Raw genomic sequence first — 16,531 nt, 5'->3', positions numbered from 1 at the left:
CCCGTTAGACTCGGCCTTTGGCACCTTTGTGTCCTGCACACGGCCCTACCGCCGGTCACGGGGACCATCCGCCAGCCAATCGGAAGCACGGGAAGAGATGTCGGCACCCAATAAGTCGTACGACCCTGTCGAGGTCGAGGCGTTGAAACCGGAAGAGATCGAGCGCATGCGGGACGAGGCGCTCGCCGCCTTCGCCGCCGCGGACTCCCTCGACGCGCTCCAGGAGGCCAAGGTCGCCCACACCGGCGGTACCTCTCCGCTGGCCCTCGCCAACCGCGAGATCGGCGCCCTGCCCCCGCACGCCAAGGCGGACGCGGGCAAGCGCGTCGGCCAGGCCCGCGGCGCCGTCAACAAGGCCCTCGCCGCCCGCCAGGCCGAGCTGGAGGCCGAGCGCGACGCCCGCGTGCTGGTCGAGGAGGCCGTGGACGTCACGCTGCCCTTCGACCGCGTCCCGGCCGGCGCCCGCCACCCGCTCACCACGCTCTCGGAGCGCATCGAGGACGTCTTCGTGGCCATGGGCTACGAGGTCGCCGAGGGCCCGCAGGTCGAGGCCGAGTGGTTCAACTTCGACGCCCTGAACATCGGCCCGGACCACCCGGCCCGCGGCGAGGCCGACACCTTCTTCGTCGAGGGACCCAAGGGCGGCACCGAGTCCGGTGTCGTGCTGCGCACCCACACCTCGCCGGTGCAGATCCGCTCCCTGCTCGACCGTGAGCTGCCGGTCTACGTGATCTGCCCGGGGCGGGTCTACCGCACCGACGAGCTGGACGCCACGCACACCCCGGTGTTCCACCAGGTCGAGCTGCTCGCCGTGGACGAGGGCCTGACCATGGCGGACCTCAAGGGCACCCTGGACCACATGGTCCAGTCCCTGTTCGGCGAGGACATGAAGACCCGGCTGCGGCCGAACTTCTTCCCCTTCACCGAGCCGTCCGCCGAGATGGACATGGTGTGCTACGTCTGCCGCGGCGAGTCCGTCGGCAACCCCGACCGTCCCTGCCGCACCTGCTCCAGCGAGGGCTGGATCGAGCTGGGCGGCTGCGGCATGGTCAACCCGCGGGTGCTCACCGCCTGCGGCGTCGACCCGGAGAAGTACAGCGGATTCGCCTTCGGGTTCGGCATCGAGCGGATGCTGATGTTCCGCCACAACGTCGAGGACATGCGAGACATGGTCGAGGGTGACGTCCGGTTCACCCGGCCGTTCGGGATGGAGATCTGATGCGGGTCCCGCTTTCTTGGCTGCGGGAGTACGTCGACCTGCCGGCCACCGAGACCGGCCGCGACGTGCAGGCCAAGCTGATTTCGGCCGGACTTGAGGTCGAGACCGTCGAGCAGCTCGGCGCCGACCTCAAGGGCCCGCTGGTCGTCGGCCAGGTGCTGACCATCGAGGAGCTGGAGGGCTTCAAGAAGCCGATCCGCTTCTGCACCGTCGACGTCGGCCAGGCCAACGGCACCGGCGAGCCCCAGGAGATCGTCTGCGGCGCCCGGAACTTCGCCGTCGGCGACAAGGTCGTCGTGGTCCTGCCCGGCGCCACCCTGCCCGGCGGCTTCTCCATCTCCGCCCGCAAGACCTACGGCAAGACGTCCCACGGCATGATCTGCTCCAGCGACGAGCTGGGCATGGGCGACGACGGCTCCAAGGGCATCATCGTGCTGCCCCCGGAGACCGAGGTCGGCAAGGACGCCATCGAGCTGCTCGAACTGGTCGACGAGGTCCTGGACATCGCCGTCACCGCCAACCGCGGCGACTGCCTGTCCATCCGCGGCGTCGCCCGCGAGACCGCCATCGCCTACGGTCTGCCGCTGCGCGACCCGGCCCTGCTCGACGTGCCCGCGCCCAACGAGTTCGGCTACCCGGTGAAGGTCTCCGACCCGCAGGGCTGCGACCGCTTCACCGCCCGCACCGTCACCGGTCTGAGCCCCGAGGCACGCTCCCCGATCTGGCTCCAGCGCCGGCTGCAGAAGGTCGGCATGCGCCCGATCTCGCTCGCCGTCGACGTCACCAACTACGTGATGATGGAGCTCGGCCAGCCGCTGCACGCCTACGACCGCAAGCTGGTCCAGGGCACCATCGGCGTGCGCCGCGCCGAGGAGGGCGAGAAGATCGTCACCCTCGACGGTGCCGAGCGGACGCTGCACGCCGAGGACCTGGTCATCACCGACGACCGCGGCCCCATCGGCCTCGCGGGCGTCATGGGCGGCGCCAACACCGAGATCGCCGACCACGACGACCTGGAGAACGCCACCACCGACGTCGTGATCGAGGCCGCCCACTTCGACCAGGTCGCCATCGCGCGCACCGCCCGCCGTCACAAGCTGTCCTCCGAGGCGTCCCGCCGCTTCGAGCGCGGCGTCGACCCGGCGGCGGCCGCCGCCGCGGCCCAGCGCACCGTCGACCTGCTGGTGCTGCTCGCGGGCGGCACCGCCGAGGCCGGGGTCACCGAGGTCAGCGCCCCGTCCGCGCCGCACACCATCACGGTGCCCGCGGACCACCCGGACAAGGTCGCGGGCGTGGTCTACGGCCGGGAGACCGTCGTACGCCGCCTCCAGGAGGTCGGCTGCGACGTGTACGGGCAGGACGAGCTGATCGTCACCGTCCCGTCCTGGCGGCCCGACCTGCTGGAGCCGAACGACCTCGCCGAGGAGGTCATCCGGCTGGAGGGCTACGAGAACCTGCCCTCCACGCTGCCCAAGCCGCCCTCCGGCCGCGGTCTGACGCACCGCCAGCGGCTGCACCGCCGGGTCGGCCGCGCGCTGGCCGGTGCCGGGTACGTCGAGGCGCCGAACTACCCGTTCGTCTCCGAGCAGGTCTTCGACCAGCTCGGCCTGGACGCCGAGGACCCGGCCCGCCGGGTCGTGAAGCTCACCAACCCGCTGAGCGACGAGGAGCCCGCGCTCCGCACCTCGCTGCTGCCGGGCCTGCTCGGCGCCCTGCGCCGCAACGACGGACGGGGCTCGCACGACCTGGCCCTGTTCGAGACGGGCCTGGTGTTCCTCCCGCGTGAGGAGCAGGGGATCGCCCCCCACCTGCCCGTGGACCGGCGTCCCACCGACGAGGAGCTCGCCGCGCTCGACGCGGTGCTGCCCGAGCAGCCGCGTCACGTGGCCGTCGTCCTCGCGGGCGCCCGCGAGCAGAGCGGCTGGTGGGGCCAGGGCCGTCCGGCGGGCTGGGCCGACGCGGTGCAGGCCGCGCGGACCGTCGCCGCCGAGGCGGGCGCCGAACTGATCGTGCGCTCCGGGCAGTACGGGCCGTGGCACCCGGGCCGGTGCGCCGAGCTGCTGGTCGTCGTCGACGGCGCCGAGCGGGTCGTCGGCCACGCCGGTGAACTGCACCCGCGCGTGCTCAAGGCGCTGGGTCTGCCCGCGCGCACCTGTGCGATGGAGCTGGACCTGGATGTGCTGGAGCAGGCCGGCGACGGTGTGCCGCAGGCGCCGAGCATCTCCACCTTCCCGGTCGCCACGCAGGACGTCGCCCTCGTCGTCGACAAGTTCGTGCCGCACGCCGACGTGGAGGCCGCGCTGCGCGAGGGCGCCGGTCCGCTGCTGGAGGCCATCCGGCTGTTCGACGTGTACGAGAACGCCGAGCAGCTCGGGGACGGCAAGAAGTCGCTGGCGTACGCGCTGCGGTTCCGCGCCGCGGACCGCACGCTGACGGTGGACGAGGCCTCGGCGGCCCGGGACGCGGCGGTCGCCCTCGCGGGCGAGCGCACCGGGGCCGTGCTGCGCGGCTGAGCACCACGTGCGGGGGCGCGTACACGGGACGCGTCCCCCCACACCCGCCTCACAGTCACCTCACTCAATCGAGTGAGGTTTCCGGGCGAACTGGTCCTTCCGGGCCATGCGGTCGACAGAATCGGACCGGCCTTTCGGGGTCGGTCCGATTCTGCGTCACTGGGCCTGCAAATGGGGGGCCACCGGATGATCCGCATGATCCGTATCAAGGCTGCGGTTCCCCGTCGGCTGCTCGCACTGGGGCTACCCGCCGCCTGGAGCGCGCCGGCGATCACCTACCAGCTCACCTGTCCTCTCGCTCCGTCGGACTCCCTCGGCGCGCGGGCGGCGACCAGTGCCGTCTTCCTCGCGGCCGGAACCGGCCTGATCCTCCACGTCCGCAGAGCCCTGCTGCGGGAGCTGCGGCAACTGCGCCGGGTCGCCGGGGCCGCGCAGAGCGTGCTGCTGCGCCCGCTGCCCCCGCGCGTCGACGGACTGGGCGTCGCCGCCGCCCAGCTCTCCGCCGACCGAGGAGCCCGCCTGGGCGGCGACCTGTACGAGGTCATCCCGACCGAGCACGGGGTGCGGGTGGTGATGGGCGACGTCAGAGGCCACGGCATCGCGGCCGTCGGTACGGCGGCGGCCCTCCTCGGCAGCTTCCGGGAGGCGGCCCACGACGAGCCCGACCTGGACCGCGTCCTGCGCCGCCTGGAACGCGCCCTCGACCGCCACGTGCGCGCCCACCCCCGCGAAGACCGCCTCCCGACGGAGGAGTTCGCGACGGTCCTCCTCCTGGAGATCGGCGCGCAGGGCGGCGTACGGGCCCTCAACTGCGGCCATCCCTGGCCGTACTTGATCAGCGGGACGAGGGTCGAGCAACTGAACGGCGCTGATCCATTGCCCCCGTTGGGGATCTTCCCCCTGCCACCGGACCTCTCGGCCACCTGGCAGGGCCCCCTGCACCCCGGCGAAACCCTGGCCCTGTACACGGACGGTGTCGAGGACGCCAGGGACGAACACGGCCGCTTCTTTTCGCTACAGGCGGCATTACAGGGCGCGGTGAGCAGACACGCAGCCACCCCGCAGCTCATGCTGCACACAGTCCTCAGGGCCCTCCTGCACCACGCAGGCGGCGCACCCCCCGACGACGTAGCGCTCCTGTTCCTACGGAACGACCGAACACACCCCTTGGGGGCGCGAGGAACTGCGCGACCAGCCACAACGCACCCGCAGCCGACAACGCACCTCTGAACGCCACGGCGAATAGTCACCCGGCGCAAGCCCAGCGCAGCGCCGGGCAGCCGTCCGCCCCGCCACGGAGTGTCGGGCAGGCAGCTGGGCGGACGGCGCGGAAGCGGGCCGCCGCACTGTACGAGGGGGAGCCGGCGGCCCGGCCGGCCTCTTTCGAGGCAATTCAGTCAACCGGTTGGAAACTCTCTGCGACAGTGCGCGCACAGCGCGGATTCGAGCACTCCGTTCACACCCCGTGTGAAGACGGACCCACTACTCTGACGGCACCGAGCGACCCGGGGGGCCCACCATGCAGCCCAACACTCTGCTCGACGCGATCCTGGACGAGGCCGGGATCTCGCACGCGGGGCTGGCAGCGCACGTGAACCAGGCGGGCCGGGCACGCGGCCTCGCGCTCAGGTACGAACACACCGCCGTCGCCCGGTGGTTGAAGGGGCAGCGCCCGCGCGGCCAGGTCCCCGACCTGATCTGCGAGGTGCTGGCGGCACGGCTGCACCGCCCGGTCACCCTCGACGACATCGGACTCGGCGTCCCCGGCGAACCCTCGTCCCCGCACGGCACCTCGCTCTCCGGCTTCGTCGAACGGGCCACCGCCCTGTGGCGCTCCGACGAGCAGCAGCGCCCGCACATCCTGGGCGCCCCCGCGGTCACCGGCACACCCGCCGTGATGCCGGTGTGGGAGTGGGAGAACCCGCCGGAGGACGTGGATGTCTCCCGGGGCGGCCGGCACCGGGTCACCCCGGCCGACATCGAGATGCTGCGGGCCGCCCGGACGCACTACGAGCAGATGTACCGCAAGGCCGGCGGTATCGCCACGCGCAGCCGGATCGTGGGTTTCCTCAACGCCGAGGCCGCCCCGCTGCTGCGCGGCAGCTACACCGACGCCACCGGCCGCCAACTGCACCGCGCCACCGGCGGACTGGTCGCCATCGCCGGGATCTGCGCCTACGACTCCGACGCGCACGGTCTGGCCCAGCGCTACTTCCACCAGGCGCTGCGGCTCGCCAAGGCCAGCGGTGACCGGGGGCTCGGCGCCTATGTGATCGCCCTGCTGGTCAACCAGGCGCTGTTCATGCGGGAGTTCAGACAGGCCGTCGCCTTCGCGGAGGCCGCGCTGCGCGCCGCGGGCAAGCACATCACGCCCGCCCTCGCCTCCGATCTGTACGCGATGCAGGCCAAGGCGTACGCCCACCTCGGCGACGGTACGAGCGCGCTGTCCTGCATCCGGCGTGCCGAGCAGGCCGCCGAGCGCATCCGGCGCGGATACGAACCCGACGAGACGGGCTATGTCCAGCCCGGACTGGTCAATGTGCAGGTGGCGGAGGCGCTGCTGAGTCTCGGCGAACTGGCGGCGGCGGGGGAGCACGCGGCGGCGGCCGTGGACAACCCGGCGCACGACCGGGGCCGGGTGCACCGGCTCGCCATGCTCTCCACGATCGAACTGCGCCAGGGCAATGCCGACAAAGCCGTGGCCACGGCCGTGCAGATGGCCGAACAGGCCCGGGGGATGGAGTCGCAGCGGCTGCGCGACAGACTCCGGGCGGTGCGCGAACACCTGGTGCGCAGCGGCTGCGCGGGCACCACCGAGGCCGCGGAACTCATCGACGGCGCACTGCGCGTACCGCTGTGAGCCGGTGCTCGCCCACCGACAGCTCCTAGTCCCTGCTGCGATATTGCCACTTACTCGACGGAAGGTGGCAGAACCGTGCAGTGGACGAAACAGAACGAACAAACTGTGTATGAAAACCGCTGGTTCACCGTCAACTTGGCAGATGTGGAGCTGCCCGACGGCCGGCACCTGGACCACTTCCTGATCCGGCTCCGCCCGGTCGCCGTCGCCACGGTGGTCAACGAGGCCAACGAGGTCCTCCTGCTGTGGCGCCACCGTTTCATCACCGACAGCTGGGGGTGGGAACTCGCTGCGGGAGTGGTCGAGGACGGGGAGGAGATCGCCGTGGCCGCCGCCAGGGAACTGGAGGAGGAGACCGGCTGGCGGCCGGGACCCCTGCACCACCTCATGAGCGTGGAACCGTCCAACGGACTCACCGACGCCCGGCACCACATCTACTGGGCCGACCGCGGCGAGTACGTCGGACACCCCGTGGACGCCTTCGAATCGGACCGCCGGGAATGGGTGCCCCTCAAACTCGTCCCCGACATGGTCGCCCGGGGGGAGGTCCCGGCCGCCAACATGGCGGCCGCGTTACTGCTGCTGCACCATCTCAGGCTCGGGCAGGACCTGCCCTGACCCTCAACGGCCGAGTGCCTGCCAGACCGCCAGCGCGAGGGCGCCCAGGGCGCAGAGGGCGGCGACCGCGGGCAGCGGCCACCGTGAGTGCTCCAGTGTGCGGACCCGGGTGATCAGCTCGTCGAGCTCCTTCGCGGTCTCCTCGGTGCGGTGGGTGAGCAGGGCCAGCCCGCCCTCCACGCGGGCGTTGCCCACATCGAGGCGGCGCCGTAACTCCGCGAGTTCTCCATGAACGACGGGATGCTCGGGATCGGCGGTCGCGTGTCCGCTCCCTTCCGTAGTCGTATGTCATCCCTTGCATGCGCAGAAGAAGTGAACTCGCCTGGTGAGCGCAGGGGGAGAGTGTGCGAGCGGCATATGCGGGCCCGGAGCGCACACGGTGTGTGAATGCCGCGGGCCCGGCACTCGGAGAAGTGCCGGGCCCGCGTGGGTCGCTGAGCGTCATCAGCCGTAGGTGTGGAAGAGCGCTGTCAGCCGTAGGTGTAGAAGCCCGAGCCGGTCTTGCGGCCCAGCCGGCCCGCGTCGACCATGCGCTGGAGCAGCGGGGGAGCGGCGTACAGCGGCTCCTTGTACTCCTCGTACATCGAGTACGCGACGGAGGCGACGGTGTCCAGGCCGATCAGGTCGGCCAGCTTCAGCGGACCCATCGGGTGGGCGCAGCCCAGCTCCATGCCGTTGTCGATGTCCTCGCGGCTGGCGATGCCCGACTCGAACATCCGGATCGCGGAGAGCAGGTAGGGGATCAGCAGCGCGTTCACCACGAACCCGGAGCGGTCCTGGGCGCGGATGGCGTGCTTGCCCAGCAGCTTCTCGGCGAAGGACTGGGCGCGGGCGATGGTGCCCTCGGAGGTGGTGAGCGCCGGGATCAGCTCGACCAGCTTCTGCACCGGGGCCGGATTGAAGAAGTGGACGCCGATGACCTGGTCCGGCCGGGAGGTGGCGACCGCCAGCTTCACCAGCGGGATGGAGGAGGTGTTGGAGGCCAGGATGGCGTCCGGCCGGGTCACGACCTGGTCGAGTACCTGGAAGATCTCGGTCTTGACCTGCTCGTTCTCCACGACGGCCTCGATCACCAGATCACGGTCGGCGAACTCGCCGAGATCGGTGGTGAAGCTCAGGCGCTCCTGCGTCGCCGTCAGCTCCTCCTCGGTGATCTTGCCGCGTTCGGCAGCCTTGGCCAGGGAGTTGAACAGCCGGGTACGGCCGATCTCCAGGGCCTCGCCGGTGGTCTCGGCGACCTTCACATCCAGACCGGAGCGGGCGCACACCTCGGCGATGCCCGCTCCCATCTGGCCGCAGCCCACCACTCCGACGCGCGCGATGTCTCCCGCAGGGGTGTACGTCACATCGTCCCTTTCGCTGTCTTACGGCTGTGGCAGGTCGTCCGGGTCCCGGTGCCTGCTCCGATCGTGCACGTTACTCCCAAGTATCGATGATCGATCACCGGGGTCGGGCATCCTTCAGGCGCGAGGACGGTCCGTGACGGTGCGGACCCGCAGTGCAGTTGGGGGTGCCGAGCAATGGGCCGAATCACACGCCGGACCTTCGCCCTGGCCGCGTTGGCGACGCTGGCGACAGGGCCGGCAGCGTCCGCGGCGCCGGAGAGGCACCGGCGGATGCACGGCGGCGAGATGCGGGGCATGTGGGTGGCGACCGTCGCCAACCGGGACTGGCCGTCCCGGGCCGGCCTGAGCGCGGCGGCCCAGCGCGCCGAGCTGATCGCCCACCTCGACACGGCGGTGCGGCGCCGGCTGAACACGGTGATCCTCCAGGTGCGGCCCACCGCCGACGCCCTGTGGCCCTCCCCGTACGAACCCTGGTCGGCCGTGCTCACCGGGACCCAGGGCACGGCGCCCGGCTGGGACCCGCTGGGCACGGCGGTGGCGGAGGCGCACGCGCGCGGCCTGGAGCTGCACGCCTGGTTCAACCCGTACCGCATCGCCAACCACACCGACCCCACCCGGCTGGCGGCCACCCACCCCGCCCGGCGCCACCCCGACTGGGTGGTCACCTACGGAGGCAAGCTCTACTACAACCCCGGGCTGCCCGAGGTCCGCGCCTTCGTGCAGGACGCCATGCTGGACGCGGTGCGCCGCTACGCCGTCGACGCCGTCCACTTCGACGACTACTTCTACCCGTATCCGGTGGCGGGCCAGACCTTCGACGACCAGGACGCCTACGACCGCTACGGCGGCGGCTTCCCCACCCGGGCCGCCTGGCGGCGCGGCAACGTCGATCTGCTGGTCGCCGAGATGTCGGCCCGGATCAAGCAGGTCCGGCCGGGCACCCGGTTCGGGATCAGCCCCTTCGGGGTGTGGCGCAACGCGGGCACCGACCCGCTCGGCTCCGACACCCGGGCGCTCCAGGCGTACGACGACCTCTACGCGGACACCCGCAAATGGGTCCGTGAGAACTGGCTGGACTACATCTGCCCGCAGCTGTACTGGCACGTCGGCAACGCCGCCGCCGACTACGCCGTCCTGTTGCCCTGGTGGGCGCGGACGGTCCGGGGCACCCGGACGAAGCTGTATCTCGGTGAGGCGCTGTACCGGGCGGGCGACCCGGCGCAGGCCGCGGCCTGGCAGCGGCCCGACGAGCTGTCACGGCATCTCGCGCTCGCCAAGAAACACCCGGAGGCACGCGGCCATGTCTTCTTCGCCGCCCGGGAGGTGGCGCAGGACCGGATCGGGGCCATGGCGCGGGTGGTCGCCGACCACTACCAGCAGCCGGCCGAGCCCCCGCGCTGACCTACATCGGGCGGGTTTCCTGGTGCCGGATCTCGGTGTCCGGGCCGGGGGAGCACAGACCCTCGTGCCCGTCCTCGAAACGGACGCGGTACGGGGGATTGCCCTCCTGACCGAGAACTTCGACGATCTCGCCGACCTTGTCGTGCTGTCCGACCACCCTGCCGTGCTGGACAAGCTGGTCGCCCACGGTTGCACGCATCTGGGGCCTCCTCAGCGAAGAGCGGAAGCAGCGGTCCGTGGCCTTGAGTTTACGGCCCGGCGCGGCGGTGGGAAGTGGGTCGTACGGGCCCGGCCCGGTCAGCCTCGGGCCCGCTGGGTGACGGCGATGCAGACGAGCACCGCCGCTGCCGTCAGCGGTGCGGCCACCGTCAGCGTCTCGCCCAGCAGCAGCACCGACCACACCAGTGTGAGCAGGGGCTGGGCCAACTGCAACTGGCTGGCCTTCGGCACCCCGATGGCCGCCATGCCCCGGTACCAGACCACCAGTCCGAGGAACTGCGAACCGGCCGCCACCCACAGCAGCCCGGTGACGCTGTGCGCGGTGAGCTGGACGGGCTCGTACGACAGCGCCAGCACCGCGGCGGGCAGGGTGAGGGGCAGACACAGCACCAGCGCCCAGCCGGCCACCTGCCAGCCCGGCATGACCCGGGCCAGCCGTCCGCCCTCGGTGTAGCCGGCGGCGCAGATCAGCAGCGCGCCGAAGAGGTACAGATCGGCGGCGGTGAGGGCGCCGCCGCTCTGCTGCACGGTGAAGGCGACCACCGCGGCGGCACCGGCCAGGGCAGCCGTCCAGAAGGTGCGCGAGGGGCGGGAGCCGGTGCGCAGGGCGGCGAGGGCGGCGGTGGTCAGCGGGAGCAGGCCGACCACGACGGCCGCGTGCGCGGTGGTGGAGGTCCGCAGAGCCAGCGTGGTCAGCAGGGGGAAGCCGATCACGACCCCGGCCGCCACGACCGCGAGCCCCGCCCAGTGGCGCCGGTCCGGCAGCGGCACCCGCAGCACCAGCAGACAGCCGCCGGCGATCAGGGTGGCGAGGACGCTGCGCACGGCCACCAGTGACCAGGGCCCGAACCCCTCCAGGCCCCAGGCGGTGGCGGGGAAGGTGAGGGAGAACGCGGTCACGCCGAGCGCGGCGAGAAGGGTCCCGGCGGCGGGGGCCGCGGGGGTGCGGCCGGGGGTGCCGGGGGAGGCGTCCGCGGGGGCACCTGTGGGGGCACCTGTGAGGGTGTCGACCGCTATCGTGCTCGGTGCGGTAGCGCTACTCTGTGCTCTCATGCAAGAGCGTAGCAGCGTCGCTGAACTGGCGGAAAGGCTGCGACGGGAACTCGACCGCTACTCCTATGGTGGAAAGCTCCCGTCGAGCCGGGCCCTGGTCGAGCGGTACCGGGTGAGCCCGGTGACCGTCTCCCGTGCCCTCGCCCAACTCGCCGCCGAGGGACTGGTGGTGACCCGGCCCGGCGCCGGGGCCTTCCGCGCCCGCCCGCGCGCCGAGGCGGAACCCGCCGGGGACACCTCCTGGCAGGAGGTCGCGCTCAGCGCGTCCGGTGCCGCCGATTCCGTACCCCGCTCGGTGGACGCCTCCGGAGTGCTGGTCTCGCTGGCCGCCCCGCCGCCCGGCGTGATCGAGTTCAACGGCGGCTATCTGCACCCCTCCCTCCAGCCCGAGCGGGCCATGGCGGCGGCGCTCTCCCGGGCCGGGCGGCGGCCCGGCGCCTGGGGCAGACCGCCCATGGAAGGGCTGCCGGAGCTGCGCGAGTGGTTCGCGCGCGGCGTCGGCGGCGCCGTCGGCGCCGCCGAGGTGCTGATCACCTCCGGCGGCCAGGCCGCCCTCACCACCGCCCTGCGCGCGCTGGCGCCACCCGGAGCCCCGGTCCTGGTGGAGTCGCCGACCTACCCCGGCATGCTGGCCATCGCCCGCGCGGCGGGCCTGCGCCCGGTGCCGGTCCCGGTGGACCGGGACGGCGTGCGCCCCACCCTGCTCGCCGACGCCTTCCGGGCCACCGGAGCCCGGGTCTTCGTCTGCCAGCCGCTCTTCCAGAACCCCACGGGCGCGGTCCTCGCCCCCGAGCGCCGCGCGGAGGTGCTGCGCATCGCCCGCGAGGCCGGTGCCTTCGTGATCGAGGACGACTTCGTACGGCGGCTGGTGCACGAGGACTCGGGGCCCCTGCCGCGTCCGCTGGCCGCTGACGACCCGGACGGGGTCGTGGTGCACGTCGCCTCCCTGACCAAGGCGACCTCGCCCAGCTTCCGGGTCGGCGCGCTGGCCGCCCGCGGGCCGGTGCTGGAGCGGCTGCGGGCCATCCAGGTCGTCGACACCTTCTTCGTGCCCCGCCCGCTCCAGGAGGCCGCGCTGGAACTGGTCGGCTCGCCCGCCTGGCCCCGCCATCTGCGGGCGGTCTCCGCGGAGCTGCGGCTGCGCCGGGAGGCGATGACGGGCGCGCTGCTGGGCGAACTGCCCGGAGTGGCCCTGCCGCACATCCCCTCCGGCGGCTACCACCTCTGGCTGCGCCTGCCGGACGGCACCGACGGGGCCGCGCTGACGGCGGCCGCCCTGCGCGCGGGCGTGGCGGTCACCCCGGGCCGGCCGTACTTCAGCGCCGAGCCGCCGGCGGCCCATGTGCGGCTCAGTTTCGCGGCGGTGGCGGGGACGGCGGAGATCGCCGAGGGGGTGCGGCGGCTGAGGGCGGCCTGGGCGGAGGCGGGAGCCGGTTGAGGCAGACGCCGCTTGAGAGGCGGTTTCTGATGGTTCGTCCGTCTGATCCTGACCTGGAAGTAAGCATTCCGGTACCCTGGGTAACTCCCCGGTAACGCCTATTGACCAGCGGACTTCGCGGGCCGACCATCGCCGCATGGCACTTCGGGTCACGTTCGTCGCCGCCGCGCGCAGCAGCTCGCTGCTGGCCGAGCGCTTCCAGGACGACCGGCCGCTGGACCAGGCCGGCTGGGACGAGGTGCAGCGCTCCGCCTGGGACCTGATGTCACTGGCCGCCGCTGACCTTCGCTACTGCTCGCCCACCCCGCGCAGCCGCGCCACCGGTGACGCCCTGGGCTTCGCCCCACTGGTGCAACCGGCGCTGCGCGACTGCGACATGGGCCGCTGGCGCGGGCTGACCCTCGGCGAGGCGATGGCCTGCGAACCGGCGGCGGTGGACGCCTGGCTCGCGGACCCGCGCGCCACTCCGCACGGCGGCGAGTCCCTGCTGTCGTTCATCGGCAGGGTCGGCAACTGGCTCGAAACGCGCCCGCTGGAGGACGGCTGCCGCGTGGTCGCCGTGGCCGAGCCGTCGGTCATCCGCGCCGCCCTGGTGTACGCCCTGAAGGCGCCGCCCTCGACCTACTGGAGCATCGACGTCCGCCCGCTGTCCACGACGACGGTCACCGGCCTGGGCGGCCGCTGGAACCTCCGCTTCGACGCGGCGTCGGCCCTGACCTCACGGGCGTAGCGCGGGTGCGGGCTCCCGTGTGTAGTCGGTGGTGAGGACCAGGTCCTTCGCGGGCCCGCGCACCCGCCACACCGTCCGCCAGCGGTCCTCGCCGAGGACGGTGAACTCCCCGCGGTACAGGTCCGCCGCGCACGGATGATCGGCCGTGTGGCGGCCCGAGGTCAGATCGAGGCCGTGGAAAGGGCGGCCGTCGGCGAAGCGGACGTCGGCCGTGCCCGGCGCGTTTCCCGCCCGGTACTGGAGCGTCCGCTCGGCCGGCCGGGGCACCCCCTGCCAGGTGAAGGTGCCGGATTCCCGGGACAGCAGCCCGCCCCCGTCGAGAGGGCCGAAAACCGTCGTACCGGAGAAGTGCCCCGACTCCTCGCTCGCGAGATCCCGCACGGAGCGCTCGGTGCGCCAGCTCCCCGCCAGATACGCCAGGACATCCGCGACTGGCCAGAACTCGCCCATCCCTGCCTCCCCGCCACGGACGTCCGACACTTTCGGTGCGACGCGACCCGTTGACGCTCTTGATCCTCCTCCCTATCTTGCCGTTCGAAGTACTGATCAGTGTCTGATATTTCGAACAATCGAGCCGCGGAGTATCCATGTCACGCACCCGCTGGAGATACGGCCTGACAGTCACCGCCCTCGTGCTGGCGGCCGGTCTCGTCCCCGCTCCCGCCCACGCCGAGGACGTCATCGACTACGAGATCACCGTCGACCCGACGAGGCGGGGCGCGACCATCGACGACACGATGTACGGCGTCTTCTTCGAGGACATCAACCGGGCCGCCGACGGCGGGCTCTACGCCGAGCTGGTGCAGAACCGGTCCTTCGAGTACTCCACCGCCGACAACGCCTCGTACACGCCGCTCACCTCCTGGACCGTCTCCGGTTCCGCCGAGGTCAAGAACGACTCCGGGCGCATGAACGAGCGCAACCGCAACTACCTCGCCCTGAGCGCCGGTTCGGCCGTCACCAACGCCGGGTACAACACCGGTCTGCGCGTGGAGAAGGGCAAGCGGTACGACTTCTCGGTGTGGGCCCGCGCCGAGTCGGGCAGCACGCTCACCGTCGGTCTGAAGGACGCGGCCGGCACTCTCGCCACGGCCCGCCAGGTCGGCGTCTTTGGCGGCTGGAAGAAGTACACCGCCACCTTCACCGCCACCCGCACCAGCTCCCACGGCCGGCTCACCGTCGCCACCACCGGGGCCGCCGCGCTGGACATGGTCTCGCTGTTCCCGCGCGACACCTACAAACGGCAGGGCAACGGCCTGCGCAAGGACCTCGCCGAGAAGATCGAGGCACTGAACCCCGCCTTCGTCCGCTTCCCCGGCGGCTGCCTGGTCAACACCGGCTCCATGGAGGACTACAGCGAGTCCTCGAACTGGCAGCGCAAGCGCTCCTACCAGTGGAAGGACACCATCGGCCCGGTCGAGGAGCGCGCCACCAACGCCAACTTCTGGGGCTACAACCAGAGTTACGGACTCGGCTACTACGAGTACTTCCGCTTCGCCGAGGACATCGGCGCCATGCCGCTGCCCGTCGTGCCCGCCCTGGTCACCGGCTGCGGCCAGAACCGGGCCACCGACGACGAGGCCCTGCTGAAGCGGCACATCCAGGACACCCTCGACCTCATCGAGTTCGCCAACGGCCCCGTCACCAGCACCTGGGGCAGGAAGCGCGCCGAGATGGGCCATCCCAAGCCCTTCCACCTGACCCATCTCGCGGTCGGCAACGAGGAGAACCTGCCGCGCGAGTTCTTCGCCCGCTTCCAGAAGTTCCGCGCGGCCATCGAGGCCGCGTACCCGGACATCACCGTCGTCTCCAACTCGGGCCCGGACGACTCCGGTTCGACCTTCGACACCGCCTGGCAGCTCAACCGCGAGGCCGAGGTCGACATGGTCGACGAGCACTACTACAACAGCCCGCAGTGGTTCCTGCAGAACAACGACCGCTACGACAGCTACGACCGGGGCGGCCCCAAGGTCTTCCTCGGCGAGTACGCCTCCCAGGGCAACGCCCTCAAGAACGCGCTCGCCGAAGCCGCGTTCATGACCGGCCTGGAGCGCAACGCGGACGTCGTCAAGCTCGCCTCGTACGCCCCGCTGCTCGCCAACGAGGACTATGTGCAGTGGCGGCCGGACCTGATCTGGTTCAACAACCACGCCTCCTGGAACTCCGCCAACTACGAGGTCCAGAAGCTGTTCATGAACAACGTCGGCGACCGGGTGGTCCCGTCCACCGCCACCGGCACCCCCGACGTCAGCGGTCCCATCACCGGCGCCGTCGGCCTGTCGACCTGGGCGACCAGCGCGGCCTACGACGACGTGCGGGTCACCGCCGCCGACGGCACCGAACTGCTCAGCGACGACTTCTCCGGTGACGCGGCACAGTGGACGCACACCGGCGGCGGGCGCTGGAGCGTCCAGGACGGCGCGTACGTGCAGAGCGACGAGGCCGCCGAGAACACCATGGTCAGCGCGGGCGACGCCGGCTGGCGCGACTACGACCTGCACGTGAAGGCCGCCAAGAAGTCCGGCAAGGAGGGCTTCCTGGTCGCCTTCGGCGTCAAGGACACCGGCAATTACTACTGGTGGAACCTGGGCGGCTGGAACAACACCCAGTCCGCCGTCGAGCAGGCCGTCGACGGCGGCAAGTCGACGCTGATCTCCAAGGCCGGTTCGATCGAGACGGGCCGCGCCTACGACATCGACATCAAGGTGCGCGGCCGCCAGGTCACCCTCTACCTCGACGGCGAGGAGTGGGGCAGCTTCACCGACGACAGGCCCGCCGAGCCGTTCCGGCAGGTCGTCACCGAGGACAGGGCCACCGGCGACCTCATCGTCAAGGTCGTCAACGCCCAGTCCGCCGACGCCCGCACCGCCGTCGACCTGGGCGGCGCGAAGGTCTCCTCCCGGGCCCGGGTCACCACGATCGCGGGCGAGCCGGACTCGGTGAACAGCGAGACGAACACGCCGGTCACGCCAGTGACGTCCACCGTCTCGGGGGTCTCGGCGAAGTTCACGTACACCTTCCCGGCGAACTCGGTGACGTTCCTGAGGATCAAGCAGAGGTAGGCCCTCCCACCGGGCCCGGGACAACCATCCTCGGCCCCCGATGGTCACATCGGGAACGGCGGGTGTCTGTCG

13 protein-coding genes and 1 pseudogene are annotated in these 16,531 nt (G+C 71.7%); 9 read left to right on the top strand and 5 right to left on the bottom strand.

Annotation, left to right across the window (positions count from 1 at the left end; all coding sequences use genetic code 11):
- Positions 1-97 precede the first annotated feature (97 nt).
- The 5 genes from pheS to ACZ7L7_RS21375 all read left to right on the top strand — a co-directional run bounded on the left by pheS (position 98) and on the right by ACZ7L7_RS21375 (position 7,210).
- Positions 98-1,219, top strand: a complete 1,122-nt coding sequence (gene pheS, locus ACZ7L7_RS21395) for a phenylalanine--tRNA ligase subunit alpha (RefSeq protein ID WP_285511489.1) — start codon at positions 98-100, stop codon at positions 1,217-1,219.
- On the top strand, positions 1,219-3,732 hold the full coding sequence (pheT, locus tag ACZ7L7_RS21390; RefSeq protein WP_472076812.1) for a phenylalanine--tRNA ligase subunit beta: 2,514 nt from the start codon (positions 1,219-1,221) through the stop codon (positions 3,730-3,732). Before pheS ends, pheT begins: the two co-directional genes overlap by 1 nt.
- A gap of 195 nt (positions 3,733-3,927) precedes the next feature.
- Positions 3,928-4,962 (top strand): PP2C family protein-serine/threonine phosphatase, encoded by a 1,035-nt coding sequence (locus ACZ7L7_RS21385; protein ID WP_471591749.1) that lies wholly within the window; start codon positions 3,928-3,930, stop codon positions 4,960-4,962.
- Between the two features lie 289 nt (positions 4,963-5,251).
- On the top strand, positions 5,252-6,592 hold the full coding sequence (locus ACZ7L7_RS21380) for a transcriptional regulator (RefSeq protein ID WP_285511486.1): 1,341 nt from the start codon (positions 5,252-5,254) through the stop codon (positions 6,590-6,592).
- A 75-nt stretch (positions 6,593-6,667) separates the two neighbouring features.
- Entirely contained in the window at positions 6,668-7,210 is a 543-nt protein-coding gene (locus tag ACZ7L7_RS21375; protein WP_285511485.1) for an NUDIX hydrolase, read from the top strand.
- 3 nt (positions 7,211-7,213) lie between these two features.
- On the opposite strand, the pseudogene ACZ7L7_RS21370 reads toward ACZ7L7_RS21375, so the two are convergent.
- Positions 7,214-7,468: pseudogene (locus ACZ7L7_RS21370) on the bottom strand (hypothetical protein); the annotation flags it as partial.
- A 212-nt stretch (positions 7,469-7,680) separates the two neighbouring features.
- Positions 7,681-8,556, bottom strand: coding sequence for a 3-hydroxybutyryl-CoA dehydrogenase (locus tag ACZ7L7_RS21365; protein WP_285511483.1), 876 nt, complete (start codon positions 8,554-8,556; stop codon positions 7,681-7,683).
- 174 nt (positions 8,557-8,730) lie between these two features.
- Here ACZ7L7_RS21365 and ACZ7L7_RS21360 point away from each other — a divergent pair, with 174 nt between their 5' ends.
- Positions 8,731-9,957 (top strand): glycoside hydrolase family 10-like protein, encoded by a 1,227-nt coding sequence (locus ACZ7L7_RS21360; RefSeq protein ID WP_285511482.1) that lies wholly within the window; start codon positions 8,731-8,733, stop codon positions 9,955-9,957.
- A 1-nt stretch (position 9,958) separates the two neighbouring features.
- On the opposite strand, the gene ACZ7L7_RS21355 is transcribed toward ACZ7L7_RS21360, so the two are convergent.
- Together ACZ7L7_RS21355 and ACZ7L7_RS21350 are read right to left on the bottom strand one after the other, a co-directional pair.
- Complete coding sequence (locus ACZ7L7_RS21355; RefSeq protein WP_472076809.1) at positions 9,959-10,156, bottom strand: DUF1918 domain-containing protein; 198 nt, start codon at positions 10,154-10,156, stop codon at positions 9,959-9,961.
- A 98-nt stretch (positions 10,157-10,254) separates the two neighbouring features.
- Positions 10,255-11,229 (bottom strand): DMT family transporter, encoded by a 975-nt coding sequence (locus tag ACZ7L7_RS21350; RefSeq protein WP_472076807.1) that lies wholly within the window; start codon positions 11,227-11,229, stop codon positions 10,255-10,257.
- Between ACZ7L7_RS21350 and ACZ7L7_RS21345 the strand changes: the two genes are divergently transcribed.
- Both ACZ7L7_RS21345 and ACZ7L7_RS21340 read left to right on the top strand, forming a co-directional pair.
- Positions 11,228-12,667, top strand: a complete 1,440-nt coding sequence (locus ACZ7L7_RS21345) for an aminotransferase-like domain-containing protein (protein ID WP_472076805.1) — start codon at positions 11,228-11,230, stop codon at positions 12,665-12,667. The two genes, ACZ7L7_RS21350 and ACZ7L7_RS21345, sit on opposite strands and share 2 nt — an antisense overlap.
- Before the next feature lie 136 nt (positions 12,668-12,803).
- The gene (locus ACZ7L7_RS21340; RefSeq protein ID WP_453603956.1) at positions 12,804-13,397 is read left to right on the top strand and encodes a histidine phosphatase family protein; all 594 of its coding nucleotides are present in this window, start codon (positions 12,804-12,806) and stop codon (positions 13,395-13,397) included.
- Here ACZ7L7_RS21340 and ACZ7L7_RS21335 read toward each other — a convergent pair.
- Positions 13,386-13,847 (bottom strand): DUF6314 family protein, encoded by a 462-nt coding sequence (locus ACZ7L7_RS21335; RefSeq protein WP_453603958.1) that lies wholly within the window; start codon positions 13,845-13,847, stop codon positions 13,386-13,388. The genes ACZ7L7_RS21340 and ACZ7L7_RS21335 overlap by 12 nt on opposite strands.
- A 137-nt stretch (positions 13,848-13,984) precedes the next feature.
- Here ACZ7L7_RS21335 and ACZ7L7_RS21330 point away from each other — a divergent pair, with 137 nt between their 5' ends.
- Positions 13,985-16,459 (top strand): alpha-L-arabinofuranosidase C-terminal domain-containing protein, encoded by a 2,475-nt coding sequence (locus ACZ7L7_RS21330; RefSeq protein ID WP_472076803.1) that lies wholly within the window; start codon positions 13,985-13,987, stop codon positions 16,457-16,459.
- Positions 16,460-16,531 lie beyond the last annotated feature (72 nt).

Source organism: Streptomyces sp. NPDC110618 (assembly GCF_055657065.1).
Note: the sequence above shows the minus strand (reverse complement) of the source record. Positions and strands in the feature narration are given on the sequence as shown.